The organism is Apilactobacillus bombintestini, from assembly GCF_003627035.1.
GTDB classification, from domain to species: Bacteria; Bacillota; Bacilli; order Lactobacillales; family Lactobacillaceae; genus Apilactobacillus; species Apilactobacillus bombintestini.
The window spans coordinates 273,794-291,982 of the sequence record NZ_CP032626.1; the positions used below are offsets into that span (position 1 = coordinate 273,794).

Genomic DNA, 18,189 nt, shown 5'->3' on the forward strand with positions numbered 1-18,189 from the left:
AATGCGTTACAAATTTGAAAAAGAGTAACTTTTTTAAAGTAAGGGGCAAAAGGGGGCACAATGTCCTATACATCAATGTTTATCATGTATATAGCCCGCCAAATGGATTATTATCAGTTGAAAAAAATGCCGATTTAATTAAGAATTAATGATGGTATTGATACAGATAATATCAAATTTTCTAGATATATTCGGAATAGAGGAGATATCATGAGCAGTTTTTCAATTATGGCAACTGCTAAAGCTGTTCCTGAAAAGATAGTTACTAATGATGATTTAGCGCAAATTATGGATACTTCTGATGAATGGATCAGCAGAAGAACCGGAATTAAGGAACGTCGAATCGCCGTTAGCGAAACTACTACTTCTTTATGTGCTAAGGTAGCTTCACAATTACTAGAAAAAGCAGACGTGGATGCGAATGATATTGACTTTATCATCGTGGGAACGATGTCATCCGACTATCAAACCCCTTCAACTGCATCTGCAGTTCAAGGCATCATTGGTGCTAAGAATGCAATTGCTTTTGATATTAACGCTGCTTGTTCTGGTTTTGTGTTTGGAACTTACACACTTGCTTCCTTACTAAATAGCAAACCCAATGCCAAGGGAATTGTTATTGGTGGAGAACAATTAAGTAAGTTAATTAACTGGCAAGACCGTACCACTGCCGTATTATTCGGTGATGGTGCTGGTGGAATGCTAGTTTCCAACCAAGGCGATGGTGAGATTTTATCCACCAACTTAAAGAACTTTGGTGACAAGGGTGAGGCTTTACTTGCTGGACATATGACTGGGGATGAACAATTCGGTGAAACGAAGGATCATACCGATCATTACTTCCACATGGATGGCCGCGGCGTATTTAACTTCGCTACTAAGAACGTGCCGGTCTCAATTAAAGAGGCAGCTGAAGATGCCAACATTGACTTAAGTGACATAAAGTACTTTGTGTTACATCAAGCTAATGCGCGTATCATCAAGAGCGTGGCCCGTAAAGTAGGCGTTAATGCTGATAAATTCCCGATTAACATCAATCATTATGGAAACACAGCAGCTGCTAGTGAACCAATTTTGTTGTCAGAAATGGTAGAAAATGGTTTAATAACTAGGGGAGATATTATCGCCCTATCAGGTTTTGGTGGTGGCCTAACCACTGGAACTATTATTTTAAGGTACTAAATTTTATTTTTTATATGGAGTGAATTATATTATGGCAGACAAGAATGCAATTTTTGATAAAGTAAAAGAAATCGTTGTAGATCAATCAGACGTTAAGGCTGATGACATTAAGATGGAAACTAACTTCAAGGACGAACTAGACCTTGACAGTTTAGACCTATTCGAAATCATCGATGCTCTAGAAGATGAATACGACATCGAAATCGACACAGACAACGATATCGCTACTGTTCAACAATTAGTTGACTACGTTGCAAAACAAGTAGACGCTAACAACTAATTTTTAATTAAATCATAGGAGTGTTTAAGTTTGAATATTTGTTATCTATTTAGTGGCCAAGGCAGTCAGTTTAAAGAAATGGGACAAGATTTATACAAATCAAATCCTATTTATAAACGTACCGTCGATGAGGCCTCAGAAACATTGAATTTAAACTTAGCGGATCCAGAGATTTTTGATAATCCTAATAATACTCAAATTGCTATTTTAACGATGAGTGTAGCTATTCACCGTATTTTAGAAGATAAAGTAGCAAAACCCGTTGCAATGATGGGCTTGAGTTTAGGTGAATATAGTGCTTTAGTTGCTGCTAAAGCACTATCTTTTCAATCAGGGCTAAAGCTAGTACACGATCGCTCACATTACATGGATGAAGCAGGTAAGCAAAATCCAGGTTCTATGGCTGCTGTATTGGGCCTTAGCCCTGATTTTGTAAAGAGCGTTTGTGATGAAATTGATGACGTTTACCCCGCAAATTACAACACTAATAAACAAGTAGTTATTGGTGGTACTAAGGACGGAGTTAAAAACGCTATGGCTGCATTAAAAGAAAAGGGTGCTAAGCGCGTAATTCCACTTAAGGTGGCAGTGGCTTCTCATACTCCATTAATGCAACCTGCATCTGATCAATTAGCTAAGCGTCTGGAAAGTGTAGACTTTACTGAACCCGAAGTTCCAGTTATCAGTAACACTACTGTGACTCCATTTACTAAGGATACAGTAAAAGATACCTTGACTAAGCAATTAATCAATCCTACTCACTTTATGCAAGACGTGGACTCACTAAAAGATCAAAACATCGACGCCTTTATTGAAATCGGTCCTGGAAATACGCTAAGTAAACTTGCTAAGAAGACATTAAAGGCCGACACCTACAATGTAGAAAGTGTCGACACTTTAAACGAGTTATTGGATAAGCTAGGAGAATAACTATGGAAAATAACGAAAAACAAGTAATACTAATCACTGGTGCAACTAAAGGTTTAGGTTTAGCTGATGCTATTCGTTTGTCAAAAAATGACAACAACATCGTAATTGTTAACTCACACCGTGAATTAAGCGACGATGAAATGAAAGCTCTACAAGCTAACTTTGACCGCGAAGTAGACGTATTAGTAGGTGACGTGGCTTCTGAAGAAGACGCTAAATCTATGATTGATACTGTAGTTGATAAATACGGCAAGATTGACGTATTAGTTAACAATGCTGGTATTACTCAAGATACTCTACTAACTAGAATGAAGGCTGACTCATTCAAACAAGTCCTAGATACTAACTTGTTTGGAGTATTTAACATGACTAAGTTTGCTCTAAAGAAGATGCAAAAAGCTCGTAAGGGTTGCATCATCAACATGTCCAGTATCGCTGGATTACACGGTAACCTAGGTCAAGCTAACTACTCATCAACTAAGGCCGGATTAGTTGGTTTAACTAAGACTACTGCCCAAGAAGGTTCTCTACGTGGTATCCGTTGTAACGCCGTTGCTCCGGGTATGATCAAGACTGCTATGACTGACAAGTTAAGTGACAAAAACATCAAAGCTTGGGAAGAACAAATTCCTTCCAAACGTTTCGGTACACCTGACGAAGTTGCTCAAGTAGTAGAATTCTTAATCAATGATGAATACATGAATGGACAAGTTATCACCGTTGACGGTGGATTAACTATGTAGTCTAAGTTAAGTAAGAAAATTCTTAATTAACAGGAGACATTTAAAAATGGATCAAAAAGATATTGAAAATCTAATGGACAAATTCGATAAGTCCAGTATGAAAGAATTTAAGGTAACTGCTGACGACGGTACTAATTTATACTTCAGTAAATTAGAACATGCTCCCGTTCAAAACGTAGCACCTGCTGCAGGTAATACTGCCGCACCCGCTGCAAGCAACGACAGCAAGCCAGCAGCTCAACCTACAAACAGTGCTTCTAAGATTAAGGCACCACTTGTAGGAATTGTTTACTTTGCTCCAAGTCCTGACAAGCCAGTTTACAAAAAAGTAGGCGACCACGTTAAGAAGGGTGACGTTGTCTGCGTTATTGAAGCTATGAAGGTTATCAACGAAGTAAAGAGTCCTATTTCTGGTACTATTACTAAGAAAGTAGCTGAAAATGGTGACATGGTTGAATACAACCAACCAATTTTTGAAATCGAGGAGGACTAGTCATGGACTACAACGTACATGATTTCATTCCCCAAAGATACCCATTCCAAATGATTGATAAGATTTTGGAAGTTAGACCAGGTGAAGGCGCTAAAGCTTTGAAGCTTTTAAACGTTAACGAATGGTTCTTTCAAAACCAAGAAAAAGAATTTGGGATGCCTAGACCAATCGCAATGGAAATGCTAGCCCAAACCGGGGTTTGCGCATTACTATCCATGCCCGAAAACAAAGGTAAGAATGTCTTCTTTGGTGGAATCAAAGATGCTACTTATAAAGACAGTTTTCGTCCCGGCGATAAGTTGGAATTAGCTGTGGAAATGACTAAGCTAAAGAGAAACATTGGTGAAGGTCACGGAACAGTTACCCGAGATGGCGAAGTTATTTGTGAAGGTACTTTAATCTTTGCAATTGAATAGAGTTCATAAAGGATGGGTGAAATGTTTAAAAAGGTATTAATTGCTAACCGTGGAGAAATCGCGGTGCAAATCATAAGATCACTACATGAGATGAACATTAAAGCTGTTGCCGTTTATTCAACTGCCGATAAAGATAGCATGTTTGTTAAATTAGCGGATGAATCCGTATGTATTGGTGGACCACAACCAAGTGAATCATACTTGAACATGGCTGCCATTATTGACGCCGCAATTCTAACTAACAGTGAAGCTATCCACCCCGGTTACGGATTCTTATCCGAAAACGCTGAATTTGCTGAACTATGTGAAAAGTGTTCTATTAAGTTCATTGGTCCTAGTTCAAAAGTAATTGATTTAATGGGAAATAAATCTCATGCTAAAGCAGCAATGAAGAAGAGTGGCGTTCCAACTATTCCTGGTAGCGATGGTTCTATCGATAGTTTGGATGATGCTTTGAAATTAGCTGATGAAATTGGCTACCCTGTAATGCTTAAAGCATCTGCAGGTGGTGGTGGTAAAGGTATTCGTGAATGTGACAATGCCGAAGAATTAACTGAAATCTTCAACACTACCAAGCGTGAAGCTAGAATTTCATATAATGATGATTCATTGTACATGGAAAAAGATTTAAGCGACGCAAAACATATTGAAATGCAAGTCATTGCTGATCAAAAAGGTAACGTTGTTTACTTCCCTGAACGTGATTGTTCACTACAAAGAAGTCATCAAAAAATCATTGAAGAAACTCCATGTATGGAAGTTTCTCAAGACCAACGTGAATATTTAGGTAAAATTGTAGCTAAGGCTACAAAAGAAATCGGTTATGAAAATACCGGTACCTTTGAATTCTTATTAGATGAAAAAACTAATAACTTCTACTTCATGGAGATGAATACTCGTCTTCAAGTAGAACACACTGTTTCTGAAGAAGTTGCTGGTGTGCAATTAATTAAAGCACAAATCCAAGTAGCTGCTGGTGAAGAATTACCATTTACTCAAGATGACATCAAGGTAGATAGTTATGCAATCGAATGTCGTATTAACGCTGAAGACCCAGCTAACGACTTCCGTCCATCACCAGGTAAACTAGAACGCGTTAGTTTCCCATTCGGAACTGAAGGTGTTCGTATTGATTCAGGTGTGGAATCAGGGGATACAATCTCACCTTTCTATGATTCAATGATTTCTAAGATCATTGTACATATGCCTGATAAGCCTCAGGCTGTAGTAAAAATGAGACGAGTAATTGATGAATTTAAGGTTGATGGTGTTAAAACTAACCGTCAATTCCTAGACGATTTGTTACAAGACAAACATTTCAATGCATCAGATTTCAATAACCTATACATTGAAAAATCATTCTTGAAAGAGTGGTTGAAAAAAGTTGAAAAATAATAAATCAGAAAATGAACAAGATCTACAAACTTTGATGGATAAAATTCCTGATCATTTGTTTATCAAATGTCCTGTTTGTGGAAAAAGTTTTTACAACAAAAAAATAGGCGCATACAAGTTATGTCCTAATTGTGGTTATGGATTTAGATTAGGTGCACAAGAAAGAATCGATATGACAGTAGATGAATTTACTCCAATCGATACTGAATTATCTGCACCAGAAAGATTTTTAGGCGATGAAAAATACGCTGGTAAATTGGAAAAATCTAAAAAGATAACTGACTTAAACGAAAGTGTCCAAACCGGATTTGCTAAAATCGGCGACCAAGAATTTGGTTTAGGTGTCATGGATTCTCGTTTTATTATGGGAAGTCTTGGTACTGCTACCGGAGAAAAGTTAGCTCGTTTATTTGAACAAGCTACTGAAAAGAACCTACCTGTCGTAGTCTTCTCTTGTTCTGGTGGTGCTCGTATGCAAGAAGGTATTCACTCATTAATGCAAATGGCTAAAGTATCACAAGCGGTTTCTGATCACGCCGAAAAAGGATTACTATACATTTCAGTATTAACTGATCCTACTACCGGTGGGGTAACTGCTAGTTATGCTATGGAAGGTGACATTAACATCGCCGAACCACGTACATTAATCGGTTTTGCTGGACGTCGAGTTATTGAAAAGACTATTCAACAACGCCCACCTAAGGATTTCCAACGTGCAGAAACTTTACTACACAATGGATTCTTAGATGCCATTGTTAAACGTCAAGATATGAAATCAGTTTTAGCCAAACTATTGGCTTGGAATTAGGAGGAGGATATTATGACCAAAGCATACGATCGTGTTCTTGCGGCTAGAAGTGCTGATAAAATTAGTATCCAATCCCTAGTTGCTGGAATAACTGATGACTTTATGGAATTACATGGTGACCGTGCTTACAGTGACGATCCTGCGGTATACGCTGGTATCGGAACTATTGATGGACAACCGGTTACTATTACAAGTATTCAAAAAGGTGATAACACCGACGAAAATATCGAAAGACATTTTGGTTCGGCTGAACCTTCCGGATACAGAAAAGCATTGCGTTTGATGAAGCAAGCTGAAAAATTCAATCGTCCTATCATCAACTTAGTTAACACACCGGGTGCTTACCCAGGTATGGATGCTGAATACAAGGGACAAGGTTACATGATTGCTCAATCAATCATGCAAGGTCTTAAGTTAAAAGTTCCATACATCACTGTTATTGTTGGTGAAGGAGGCAGTGGTGGTGCTCTAGCATTAGCTGTGGGTGACACTGTCTGGGCCTTTGAAAACAGTATCTATTCAGTATTATCTCCTGAAGGATACGCAACCATTTTATGGAAAGACTCCAGTAAAGCTGCCGAAGCTGCTGAACAAATGCAATTAACTCCTAAGGATTTATTATCAAACCACATTATTGATAAGATTATTCCGGAAGTTAAAGATGCAAAGACAATGCAAAACTTTAAAGATGCATTAATTGATAAAATAAATGAACTTAAAAAATTACCTACAGAAGAATTGTTGGCTCAACGTCACGAACGTTACCGTAAATTCAACTAATGTAATTTATTGATTTGTAAATAGGAGGCCAAATCAAATGTCAAATTTATTAGATGGAAAAACTATTGTTGTTATGGGTGTTGCAAACAAGCGTAGTATTGCTTGGGGTTGTGCTAAGTCATTATTAGATAACGGTGCTAAAGTTATCTTAACTTACCAAAATGACCGTCTAAAGCGTCAACTTGAAAAATTAGTTCCAGAAGGAACTCCAATGATTGAATGTGATGTTGCTGAAGACAGTAACGTTGAAAATACTTTCAATGAAATCCATGAAAAGTATGGAAACATTGATGGTGTTGTTCATGCTATTGCTTACGCTGACAAGAAGACTCTTGAAGGTGGCGTAATCGATGTTGAAAAAGATGGTTACAACCTAGCTCAAGACGTTAGTGCTTACTCATTAATTTCAGTATCACGTTTCGCAAGTCGTATTATGAACCCATCTGGTAGTATTGCTACTTTAACTTACATGGGTTCAACTCGTGCTATCCCTTCATACAACATGATGGGTGTTGCTAAAGCTGCTCTAGAATCAAACGTAAGATACTTAGCTAGTGACTTAGGTCCTAACAAGATCCGTGTTAACGCTATTTCAGCTGGTGCTATCAAGACTCTTGCTGTTACTGGTATCAAGAACCACGGTGACTTACTAAAAGAATCTAAGGCAAGAACTGTTGATGGTGAACCTGTTGATACTACTCAAGTTGGTAACGTTGCTACCTTCTTAATGAGTGACCTATCAACTGGTTTAACTGGTGACATCATTTACGCTGATAAGGGTGTTCATTTACTTGCTTAATATTGATGATACAAAAATCTTTATTGATTCTATTCAAAATCCTAAATATCAAGATATCTTCAAAAAAGCTGGCGTAGATTTTAATAAATATAATCAACGTCAAGCTATCGTAGGTAATTTGATGTTAGCTGACTATATGGGAATTAGTATTGATGAATTATTGCACGGCGATTTGTTTTATCATGGCGATCATGGTAAGCCATTTCTAAAGTCTAATGATTTTCAATTTAATATCGCTAATTCCTACGACTTAGTTGTATTAGCAGTTAACGAAAATGGTAAAGAATTAGGAATTGATATCGAAAAACTTCGTCCATTTACTTATCAACGAATTACTCGTGCATTCACGGATAATGAATTGAACTACTTATCTAATTTAGATGAGAAAGACGATGGGGATACCACCCTTAAGTTATGGACTATTAAAGAAGCTACATTGAAGCTTCTAGGCACCGGATTATCCGGTAAAGCCAAGAGTGTCGACATTAATGTGGATACTCTAGAAAGTGCACAACGATTAGACCGCAAGTTTAAATTAACTGATATAAAAGTAGGAAAGGGTTACGTAGGAACATTAGCTACCTACGAAAATTAGTGATATTTGTCCGGGGTAACTTGGGTTACGCAAACTCATTTTCGAATCCAATCACTGACAATGTTTAGGGATACTTATTTATATTTGTCACACTATACATTCGTCTATAAATCCCATTGTTATCGCATTTAAGACGATAATGACTACAAAAATAATGGTGCTTGATTGTAAGATGGTGGACTTATTGGTAAACTAAAATGTATTAATAATTCTACCCACCTGGTCGTTTTTACGAATCGGGTAAGGTATACCATTGAATTAAAATATTGTTTAATTATGCAAAAAAGTTTAATTGTTTAATATAAATTAAGGAGTGCTTATTGTGAGTGTTTTAAATACTACTGAAATTATGGATTTAATTCCAAACAGATACCCAATTATTTACATCGATAAGGTTGACGAATTAGTTCCCGGCGAAAAAGTTGTCGCAACTAAGAACGTTACTATCAATGAAAACTTCTTCCAAGGTCACTTCCCTGGTAACCCAGTTATGCCTGGTGTTTTAATCATTGAATCCATGGCACAAACTGCTTCAATCTTGATCTTAAAGAGTGAAAAATACAAAGACAAGACTGCTTACTTAGGTGAAATTAAGAACGCTAAGTTCAGAAAGATTGTTAGACCTGGAGACGTTATTCGTTTCGAAGTAACTATGGGTAAACAAAAGAAAAACATGGGAATTGTGGACTGCACTGCTTACGTTGGTGAAAAGAAAGCATGTCAAGCACAATTAACCTTCATCGTTCCTGATGTAAAACGTAAATAAGGAGGACATTTATATGCAACATCGTGTAGTAATTACAGGGGTAGGTGCCGTTAGTCCTTTAGGTAACGACGCAAAAACCTTCTTAGATAACATTTTTGCTTCTAAGACTGGTATTGCTCCTATTACAAAATTTGATGCTTCAGATACTGGTGTAACACTAGCTGCCGAAGTTAAAGACTTTGATCCTAAGAAGCGTATCGACAAGAAAGTTGCCAAACGTATGGACGACTTTTCACGTTATGCTCTATATTCAGCTTACGAAGCTATGGAACAAGCTGGATTGAAGAAGGGTGAATACAACCCAGATGACCTAGGTGTTATCTATGGTTCAGGTATTGGTGGTTTAACTACTATCCAAGAACAAGCCATTAAGATGTACAAAAAAGGTCCAGGTCGTGTATCTCCATTCTTCGTTCCTAACTCAATCATTAACATGGCTGCTGGTAACATTTCTATTAACTTAGATGCTAGAAACACTAGTCAAGCTATCGTTACTGCTTGTTCATCTGGTACTAATGCTATTGGTGATGCATATGATTACATCCGTTTTGGTAAAGCTAAGATGATGATTACCGGTGGTTCTGAAGCTTCAGTTAACGAACTAGGTATTTCAGGATTCGCTGCTTTATCAGCATTATCCACTTCAGAAACTGTCGAAGGTGGTTCAATCCCATTCGATAAGGACAGAAATGGATTCGTAATGGGTGAAGGTGCCGGTACTTTAGTTCTAGAAGATCTAGAACATGCTAAAGCACGTGGTGCTAACATCTTAGGTGAAATTGTTGGTTACGGTAGTAACAGTGATGCATACCACTTAACTGCTCCAAGACCTGACGGTTCTGGTGCTAAAGATGCTATGAAGTTAGCTCTTAAAGATGCTGGTATCTCAACTAAGGATGTTGACTACGTTAACGCCCACGGTACAAGTACTCATGCTAATGATTCAGCTGAATCAAAGGCTATCGAAGAAGTATTTGCTGATAACGACCACATCAAGGTAAGTAGTACAAAGGGTATGACTGGTCATGCTCTAGGTGCTGCTGGTTCTCTTGAAGCTGTTATCATGGTTGGTGCCCTACAACGTCAACAAATGCCTGTTAACTACGGTGTTAAGAACATCGACCCAGAAGTTCACGTTGATTTAGTTAACGAAGACAACAAGAAGTCACCAGTTAACTACGAAATCAGTAACTCATTTGGTTTCGGTGGTCACAACGCAGTTCTTGTATTCAAGAAATACGAAAACGACTAATAATTAGTTAAAAATAATTAAAAGCTCCTTGGTTTAATTAAATTTAAATCAAGGGGCTTTTTATATTGAACAACGTGTTGATATTTAAGCACAATTGGTTGATAATATTATTATAAGAAAAATAAAGGAGCGATATTTAATATGGCAATCTTAGTACCCGGAGGGGCTGGATACATTGGTTCACACACAGTGGATCGCCTAATTGAAAAAGGTTTTGACGTAGTAGTTGTAGATAACTTAGCTACTGGTCATTTAGAAAGTGTTAATGATAAAGCAAAATTCTACCGCGGAGACATTCGTGATAAAGAATTCTTAAATGACGTATTTGATAAGGAAGACATTGACGGAGTAATTCACTTTGCTGCTAACTCCATCGTTCCTGAATCAATGGAAAAACCACTTAAATACTTTGATAACAACACTGGTGGTATGATCACTTTACTAGAAGTAATGCGTGACCATGATGTTAAATGCATCGTATTCTCATCTACTGCTGCTACTTATGGTGAACCAGAAAGCATTCCAGTTAAGGAAACTGATTCACAAGTTCCAACTAACCCATATGGTGAAAGTAAGTTAATGATGGAAAAGATGATGAAGTGGGCTGACGTAGCTTACGGCATTAAATTTACTGCATTAAGATACTTCAACGTTGGTGGTGCTAAGATGGACGGTTCCATTGGTGAAGACCACTCACCTGAAACTCACTTAATTCCTATCATCTTACAAGTAGCTCAAGGTACTCGTGATAAGTTACAAATCTTTGGTAACGACTACCCAACTAAAGATGGTACTAACGTACGTGACTATGTACACGTTATGGACTTAGCTGATGCTCATATTTTAGCTATGAATCGTTTACTAAAGGGTGGCGACTCACAAGCATTTAACCTAGGTTCATCCACTGGTTTCTCTAACCGTGAAATGCTAGAAACTGCTAGAAAAGTTACTGGTAAAGAAATTCCTGCTGAAGATGCTCCACGTCGTCCTGGTGACCCAAGTACTTTAGTTGCTGACTCTACTAAGGCTCGTGAAGTATTAGGCTGGAAGCCACAACATGATAATGTTGCTGACATCATTGCTAGTGCTTGGAAATGGACACAAAAGCATCCTAATGGATACGAAGAAGAAGATTAAGATTTCATGATAATGTGTCCTTTATTCTTGAAAATGAATCCTATAGGCTTTATCATGAATTGTGAATTAAATAAACAAATAGGAGGCTGAATTTTCTATGAATAGACTAGAAGGACTAGAAGAAACCACTACTCTAAACAATGGCGTTAACATGCCTCGTTTAGGTCTTGGTGTTTGGAAGACAGACAACACTAGTGCTAAAGAATCTGTAAAAGATGCTATCGTTAAGGGTTACCACCTAATCGATACTGCTAAGCAATACGGAAACGAAACTGGTGTTGGTGAAGGTATCAAAGAAGGTTTAGCTGCAACCGGACAAAACAGAAATGACTTATTCATCACTACTAAGTTATTCAACGGTGATCAAGGTTACGAAAGCACTTTAAATGCCCTAGAAGGTACTTTAAAGCGTCTTGACTTAACTTACATTGACTTATACCTAATGCACTGGCCAGTAGATGGCAAGTACATTGATACTTGGAAAGCTATGGAAAAACTATACCGTCAAGGTAAAGTTAGAGCTATTGGTATTTCCAACTTTGACAATGAAAGATTACAAGACTTATTAGATCACACTGATATCGTTCCAGCGGTTAACCAAATGGAATTCAATCCTATTAACCAAGAAAAGGATATCTTAGAATTTAATAACCATGCGGGTATTCAAATGGAAGCTTGGTCACCACTTGGTGGTGGGGAAGCATTATCCAACCCACAAATTAAGACTATTGCTGACAAGTACAAGAAGTCAGTTGCTCAAGTAATTCTTCGCTTTGACTGGCAAAAAGGTGTAATTACTATTCCTAAGTCATCACATGAAGAAAGAATTATTCAAAACTCTGACATCTTTGACTTCAAGTTATCTGATGATGACATGAAGGCTATCGAAGCAATCGATAAAGAAAAGCGTAGTTTATGGTACCCTGACTTCACTTGGCACACTACCGGTGAAATGCAAGATACTGTTGACAAGTGGGACGACTCACCTGCTAACTACAAAGACTAATCAATAATTGATTACAAAAAAGCGTTGTACGTGGTTACAACGCTTTTTATTTTGTCTTATAATAGTATCAATACATAAAAAAGAATGGAGAATGGATTTGGAGAATAAAACGAATGCACAAAAGAGATTAATCGGTGCGGTATTAGCCTTAACCGGTGCTATTTTATGGGGAATTCAAGGACCAGTATCACAGTTCTTGTTCCAAGATAATCATCTATCACCTGAATGGTTGATGGGTATTAAGATGGGAATTTCTGGAATCTTAATTTTATTATTTACTAAATTTTATAAAAAAGAATCTATTTCCCAATTATGGAAGAAGCCTAAAAACGTCTTTGTATTTATTGCTTACGCTATCTTTGGTTTAGCTGCCGTGCAATATTTATACTTAGTTACCGTTAACTTAAGTAATGCCGGAACAGCTACTATTTTACAAAGTTTAGGTACGGTATTGATCGTTATCTTTACCGCAATTTTTTATCACAAGTTACCTAATCGATATGAATTTGTGGCGGTAGTGGTTGCGTTAGTCGGAACTTGGTTATTAGTTACTAAAGGTAACTTAACGCAATTAGCTATTTCTACTCCTGCATTAACTTGTGGATTGCTATTAGCATTAGCCGGTTGTATTCAAACTATGCTACCTGTTAACTTACTAAAACATTTTAGTTCAGTTGTAGTAGTAGGCTGGGCAATGTTAGTCGGTGGTATCTTATTTACCATCGTGCATCCATTCTGGGTAGAAATGCCTAAGATGACTTTAGGCACCGTATTAGGAGTTGCCTTTATTGTCTTCTTTGGAACTATGATGTCATTTCTATGTTTCATCAGTAGTTTGAAATTTATTTCACCTACAGTGGCGGGGATGTTAGATACCTTCGAACCATTATCTGCTACCGTAGGAGCTATTATCTTCTTAAACACTTCCTTTAACGGATACGAAGTAGTGGGTGGATTACTAGTATTAAGTACTGTATTCATCCTAGCTTTAGGTAATAAAAAAACAGAATAGAAAAATAATGAACAACGTGTTGACTTTCTTCTCACGTTGTTTTTATAATGGACACATGTTCAAAATTCCTAGTAGGGGAGGGTCAATATGGTTAAGCAAGATAAGCGAACGGTACAAACTAAAAATCAAATAGTAGACGCTTTGGTTCAATTAATCCATTCTAAAGGATTTAACAACATCAACGTTACTGATTTGACTAGAACAGCTGGTATCGGTCGTGGAACTTTTTACATTCATTATTTAGATAAATTCGACTTATTAAATAAAGTGGAAGCTAAATTATTGGGTGAAATTAAAGAAGTGTTAAATAACGTGATTCCCGAAGAGTTAAAAACTTTTACGGATAGGGAAGAAGAAGTTCCTTCTAACCTAGTTATTAAAACACTAGATTATTTCTATAAAAATTCTAAATTATTATCTGCATTGCTTAGTCCTAGCGGAGACCCATACTTTATAGGAAAAATTAAGACAATGTTTAAAGATTTGATTATGGATTCATTTTCATCCGTTAAAGATCATACTTACTTTAATCCGAATGTGCCGAAGGATTATGTAATGGAAATTGTCTTAGGTTATTCAATGAACATAGTGGTTTATTGGATGAGCAAGGATGAACCTGAATCACCACAAAAAATCGCAGAAATCATTAAAGCTGCTCAACGCATTGCGCCTAATGATTTAATCAATATTAAAGGTTAAGGAGAGTGTAAAGATGCCAAAGTTTATTAAGAAATATACTGGTAGTTTAATTGCTTGGTTAGTAGTAGTTATTCTAAGTGTTATTTTTCTACCAAACATGTCTAACTTAGTGGCTCAAAAGGGTCAAACTAAGATTCCTTCTTCCTCACAAAGTCAGGTGGCGCAAACCATCCAAGACCATTGGGGTCATGGAATCAGTAATACCATGGATACTGTCGTGGTATTCAATAATGGTAACAAGAAGCTTTCTTCAAATGATCAAAGCAAAATCAATGCTACTATTAAGAAATTAAAGAACAACAAGTCACAATACGGTATTAAAGGAATTACGGCACCTATGGATAATTCCGCAACTAAGAAACAATTAGTTTCTAAAGATAAAACTACCGAAATTGTGCAACTAAACGTTACTAAGAAACGTTCAATTCAAAGTGTTAACAATGAACTAAAGAAAGTAGTTAAAACAGCTGGTCTAAAGACCTATGTAACAGGTGGGGATATTCTAAACGATGACTTTAGAGTTTCTACCGAACAAGGTATTAAGAAGACTGAAGTTATTGCGGTTGTATTTATTCTAATCGTATTAATCATCGTATTTAGATCCCCAATCGTTCCATTAGTTTCACTTCTAACAGTAGGGGTATCATTCATCGTTTCTCTAAGTATCGTTATGAACTTAGTTCAAGCGTTTGGATTCCCATTATCTAACTTCACTCGAGTATTTATGGTAGTGGTATTATTCGGTATTGGTACTGATTACAACATCTTGCTATACAACCAATTCAAGGAAGAATTGAGTCGTGGTAAAGATAATGTAAAAGCTACTATCGATGCTAGAAAAGTTGCTGGTAAGACTATCTTATTCTCAGGTACTTCCGTATTAATCGGTTTTGCTACCTTAGGATTAGCTAAGTTCTCCATTTACCAATCAGCCGTTGGTGTTGCTGTGGGTGTTGCGGTATTACTTCTAGTATTAACCACTCTAAACCCATTCTTCATGTCTATTTTAGGAAAACACATCTTCTGGCCATCCAAGAACTTTGATGGTGAAGGTGAAAACAGACTATGGAGTTTCTTATCCAGAAAATCAACTAGATGGACTATTCCAGCTATCATTTTAGTTCTAGTTGTTACTGTACCATTCGTATTAATGAACAAGAACAACCTAAACTATGATGATGGGGTAGAACTACACAACAGTGTTCCTGCAAAACAAGGACTATTAACTGTTCAAAAGCACTTCTCCAAGGGAACTGCTGAACCATCAACTATTTACATTAAAGCTAACCACAAGCTAAATAATGAAAAAGCATTAAATGAAATTGATCGTATTACTAAGCAATTAAGTAACCAAGACGGTGTTAAGACTGTTGCTTCAGTAACTCAACCAAGTGGTACACCAGTTACTCAATTATATGTAAATGATCAATTAGCTACTCTAAATAATAAGATGAAGACCGCTAAACAAGGTCTAAACACTATTAAGAAGGGTACTAAGAGTTCCAGCTTTAACGCTGCTCCTCTAGAAGGCATCGCTTCTTCTGCTACTAACATTGGTAACTCATTGAAGACTATTCAAGCTATGAGTAAACAAGGTAACACCAGTGTTAATGGTCAACAAATTATCATGGCACTACAACAACAAATGGCTGCTGCTCGTCAACCAATGACTCCAGCTCAAATGCAAATTGTAGCTGCTATGTTGCAACAAATGGGTAGCAAACAACAAGCTACTTTAGGTCAATTAGAAGGCCAACTACAACAAGAATTAATGGGTATTGCTAATAGTGATAAGAACATTGGTAGCAACGCTCAAGCTCTTGCTAAAGAACTAAAAGCTACACAAAGCAAGCTATCTAAGGCTGGTGACGGTCTTGGTAAGATTGAAGATGGTGTAGGTTCTGCAAACAGTTACCTAAGCACACTATCTGATTCTAAAGCTGCTGATCAATTCTTCATTCCTGAAAAGGTATTGAAGAGCAAGACCTTCAAGAATTCTATGAACACTTACCTATCAGAAAACAAGAAGGTTGCTAAGATTACTGTAGTCTTAGATAAAGACCCTAACTCTACAAGTGCTTTGAACCAAGTAGAACACTTACAAACTAAGGTTAAGAGCATGATTAGTGGTACTAGTCTAGGTCACTCCACTGTTGCTATTGGTGGTCAAACTGCTAAGACTTCTGATACTAAGAACATTGCAAGTTCTGACTTCGTAAGAACTGCTATTATCATGGTAGTAGGTATTATGATTGCTCTAATGGTTATCACTAGATCAATTCTTCAACCATTCTACATCTTAGGAACTCTAATTATTGCTTACCTAACTTCACTAAGCATTACTAAGTTAATTAGTACTTTCGTATTAGGTGACAAGTTCTTAACTTGGAATACTCCATTCTTCACCTTCGTAATGTTAATTGCTTTAGGTGTTGATTACAGTATCTTCCTAATGATGAAGTACCGTGAATTCGGTAAGGTTGATCCTACTCCAACTAAACAAATTCAACATGCCGCAGCAGTTATTGGAACAGTTGTTATCTCCGCTGCCATTATCTTAGGTGGTACCTTTGCTGCCTTAATGCCATCCGGAGTATTAACTCTAATCCAAGTTGCTATCGCTGTTATCGTAGGTCTATTTATCCTAGTATTCATCATTCCTATGTTAATTTCTGCATTAATCAAATTAACTTATGATGAAAAAGGACCTAAACATCTAAAAGACTAGATAAATAAATTAAATCCCCAAAGTGTGCTATATAGCCACTTTGGGGATTTTTGTTTTAGATAATAAGTATAAAAAATTGCCAAGTAGTAAGAATAGGGTTATAATGAAAGCGCATTCATAAGAAAAGAAGGTATAAAAATGCACAGTATTTCATTTGATAATTCTAGAAACGTAATTAATAAGCCCCTAGACTTTGTTCTTCGTGCTTTAATGTCATTAATCGGAGTTACTTGTATCGCCTTAGGAGCTGCATTTATGCGCTCTGGTAAGGTAGGTATTGACCCATTTACTGCGATGAACACAGGGATGTCTGCAAAGTTGGGGATGTCACTAGGTTCATTTCAATTATTAGCTAACTTAGTACTATTTATTGTAGTTTTAATCTTTGATCGTAAACAAATTGGTTTAGGTACTATTTTTAACATGGTATTAGTAGGATACGAAATTGAATATTTCTCTTCTATCTATGCTGCTATTTTCCCAGGAAAAATTAGCGTACCTATGATGATTTTTGATGCGGTAATTGGTATCTTGGTATTTACTCTAGGAACATCTATTTACATGTCCACTAAGTTGGGAGTATCGCCATACGATGCCATTGCTCCAATCATTTCAGATAAAACTAACATTAGTTACAACAAGGTTAGAAGTGCACAAGATATTCTAATCATGGTAGTTGCTATCTTAGCAGGAGGTCCATTTGGAATTATGACAATCTTTACTGCCTTTTTCGCTGGTTCCTTAATTAACTTCTGGAACCATACCGTTAGTCGTCGTATTATGCTACACATCGATCACTTCAGTGTAAGACCTAGTTTACACAATGCTGCTAGTGGTTTAGTTGAATTAGGAAGATTAGGATATGACATTGTTAACGGTGCATATAAAGATACCTACATTATGCAAAGAAAAATGTCAGGTTATTCCGAAGCTGAAATTGAGGAATTAATTAAAAGAACTAGCGATGAAATTAGAAAGAATGAACAAGTTAAATTAATTTTGAGCAAGCGTTTAGACTCTTTGAATGATGAATTACGAGACAGAAATGAAAAATAAATGATAAAAATCCCTTGCATTTTTATAAAATTTTCGGTAACATTATTTACAACTAAAAAAATAAATAAATAAAACTAATACGGAGGTTTCATCATGGTGACTTGTTCTATTC

The 18,189-nt window shown here is 36.7% G+C and carries 19 protein-coding genes; all 19 read left to right on the plus strand.

What is annotated here, in order from left to right; translation table 11 throughout:
• Nucleotides 1–210 precede the first annotated feature (210 nt).
• The 19 genes from D7I45_RS01230 to D7I45_RS01320 all read left to right on the plus strand — a co-directional run bounded on the left by D7I45_RS01230 (nt 211) and on the right by D7I45_RS01320 (nt 18,077).
• Entirely contained in the window at nt 211–1,182 is a 972-nt protein-coding gene (locus tag D7I45_RS01230; RefSeq protein WP_120783982.1) for a beta-ketoacyl-ACP synthase III, read from the plus strand.
• A gap of 31 nt (nt 1,183–1,213) precedes the next feature.
• Entirely contained in the window at nt 1,214–1,462 is a 249-nt protein-coding gene (locus D7I45_RS01235; RefSeq protein ID WP_120783983.1) for an acyl carrier protein, read from the plus strand.
• Nucleotides 1,463–1,492: 30 nt separating this feature from the next.
• Entirely contained in the window at nt 1,493–2,392 is a 900-nt protein-coding gene (gene fabD / locus D7I45_RS01240; protein WP_120783984.1) for an ACP S-malonyltransferase, read from the plus strand.
• 2 nt (nt 2,393–2,394) lie between these two features.
• Complete coding sequence (gene fabG / locus D7I45_RS01245) at nt 2,395–3,135, plus strand: 3-oxoacyl-ACP reductase FabG (protein WP_120783985.1); 741 nt, start codon at nt 2,395–2,397, stop codon at nt 3,133–3,135.
• Between the two features lie 46 nt (nt 3,136–3,181).
• Complete coding sequence (locus D7I45_RS01250; protein ID WP_120783986.1) at nt 3,182–3,628, plus strand: acetyl-CoA carboxylase biotin carboxyl carrier protein; 447 nt, start codon at nt 3,182–3,184, stop codon at nt 3,626–3,628.
• 2 nt (nt 3,629–3,630) lie between these two features.
• Nucleotides 3,631–4,044: a 3-hydroxyacyl-ACP dehydratase FabZ family protein gene (locus tag D7I45_RS01255; protein WP_120783987.1), complete on the plus strand. Its 414-nt coding sequence runs from the start codon at nt 3,631–3,633 to the stop codon at nt 4,042–4,044.
• A gap of 21 nt (nt 4,045–4,065) precedes the next feature.
• A complete protein-coding gene (locus tag D7I45_RS01260) occupies nt 4,066–5,439 on the plus strand; it encodes an acetyl-CoA carboxylase biotin carboxylase subunit (RefSeq protein ID WP_120784859.1) in 1,374 nt (457 codons plus the stop codon).
• A gap of 34 nt (nt 5,440–5,473) precedes the next feature.
• Nucleotides 5,474–6,247: an acetyl-CoA carboxylase carboxyltransferase subunit beta gene (locus D7I45_RS01265; protein ID WP_120784860.1), complete on the plus strand. Its 774-nt coding sequence runs from the start codon at nt 5,474–5,476 to the stop codon at nt 6,245–6,247.
• Between the two features lie 12 nt (nt 6,248–6,259).
• Nucleotides 6,260–7,027, plus strand: a complete 768-nt coding sequence (accA, locus tag D7I45_RS01270; RefSeq protein WP_120783988.1) for a carboxyltransferase subunit alpha — start codon at nt 6,260–6,262, stop codon at nt 7,025–7,027.
• Nucleotides 7,028–7,064: 37 nt separating this feature from the next.
• Nucleotides 7,065–7,826, plus strand: a complete 762-nt coding sequence (gene fabI / locus D7I45_RS01275) for an enoyl-ACP reductase FabI (RefSeq protein WP_120783989.1) — start codon at nt 7,065–7,067, stop codon at nt 7,824–7,826.
• The gene (locus D7I45_RS01280; RefSeq protein WP_120783990.1) at nt 7,819–8,421 is read left to right on the plus strand and encodes a 4'-phosphopantetheinyl transferase family protein; all 603 of its coding nucleotides are present in this window, start codon (nt 7,819–7,821) and stop codon (nt 8,419–8,421) included. The genes fabI and D7I45_RS01280 overlap by 8 nt, the downstream gene beginning before the upstream one ends.
• Nucleotides 8,422–8,743: 322 nt before the next feature.
• Entirely contained in the window at nt 8,744–9,187 is a 444-nt protein-coding gene (gene fabZ, locus D7I45_RS01285) for a 3-hydroxyacyl-ACP dehydratase FabZ (RefSeq protein WP_120783991.1), read from the plus strand.
• Between the two features lie 13 nt (nt 9,188–9,200).
• Nucleotides 9,201–10,439 (plus strand): beta-ketoacyl-ACP synthase II, encoded by a 1,239-nt coding sequence (gene fabF / locus D7I45_RS01290; RefSeq protein WP_120783992.1) that lies wholly within the window; start codon nt 9,201–9,203, stop codon nt 10,437–10,439.
• A gap of 141 nt (nt 10,440–10,580) precedes the next feature.
• A complete protein-coding gene (gene galE / locus D7I45_RS01295; protein ID WP_120783993.1) occupies nt 10,581–11,576 on the plus strand; it encodes a UDP-glucose 4-epimerase GalE in 996 nt (331 codons plus the stop codon).
• Between the two features lie 97 nt (nt 11,577–11,673).
• Nucleotides 11,674–12,582 (plus strand): aldo/keto reductase, encoded by a 909-nt coding sequence (locus tag D7I45_RS01300; RefSeq protein WP_120783994.1) that lies wholly within the window; start codon nt 11,674–11,676, stop codon nt 12,580–12,582.
• 97 nt (nt 12,583–12,679) lie between these two features.
• Nucleotides 12,680–13,594 carry a DMT family transporter gene (locus D7I45_RS01305; protein WP_242446900.1) on the plus strand — a complete coding sequence of 305 codons (915 nt, stop codon included), beginning with the start codon at nt 12,680–12,682 and terminating at the stop codon, nt 13,592–13,594.
• An 87-nt stretch (nt 13,595–13,681) separates the two neighbouring features.
• Entirely contained in the window at nt 13,682–14,293 is a 612-nt protein-coding gene (locus tag D7I45_RS01310) for a TetR/AcrR family transcriptional regulator (RefSeq protein WP_120783996.1), read from the plus strand.
• Between the two features lie 13 nt (nt 14,294–14,306).
• Complete coding sequence (locus D7I45_RS01315) at nt 14,307–17,021, plus strand: MMPL family transporter (protein ID WP_120783997.1); 2,715 nt, start codon at nt 14,307–14,309, stop codon at nt 17,019–17,021.
• Between the two features lie 138 nt (nt 17,022–17,159).
• On the plus strand, nt 17,160–18,077 hold the full coding sequence (locus D7I45_RS01320) for a YczE/YyaS/YitT family protein (protein WP_120783998.1): 918 nt from the start codon (nt 17,160–17,162) through the stop codon (nt 18,075–18,077).
• Nucleotides 18,078–18,189: the final 112 nt, after the last annotated feature.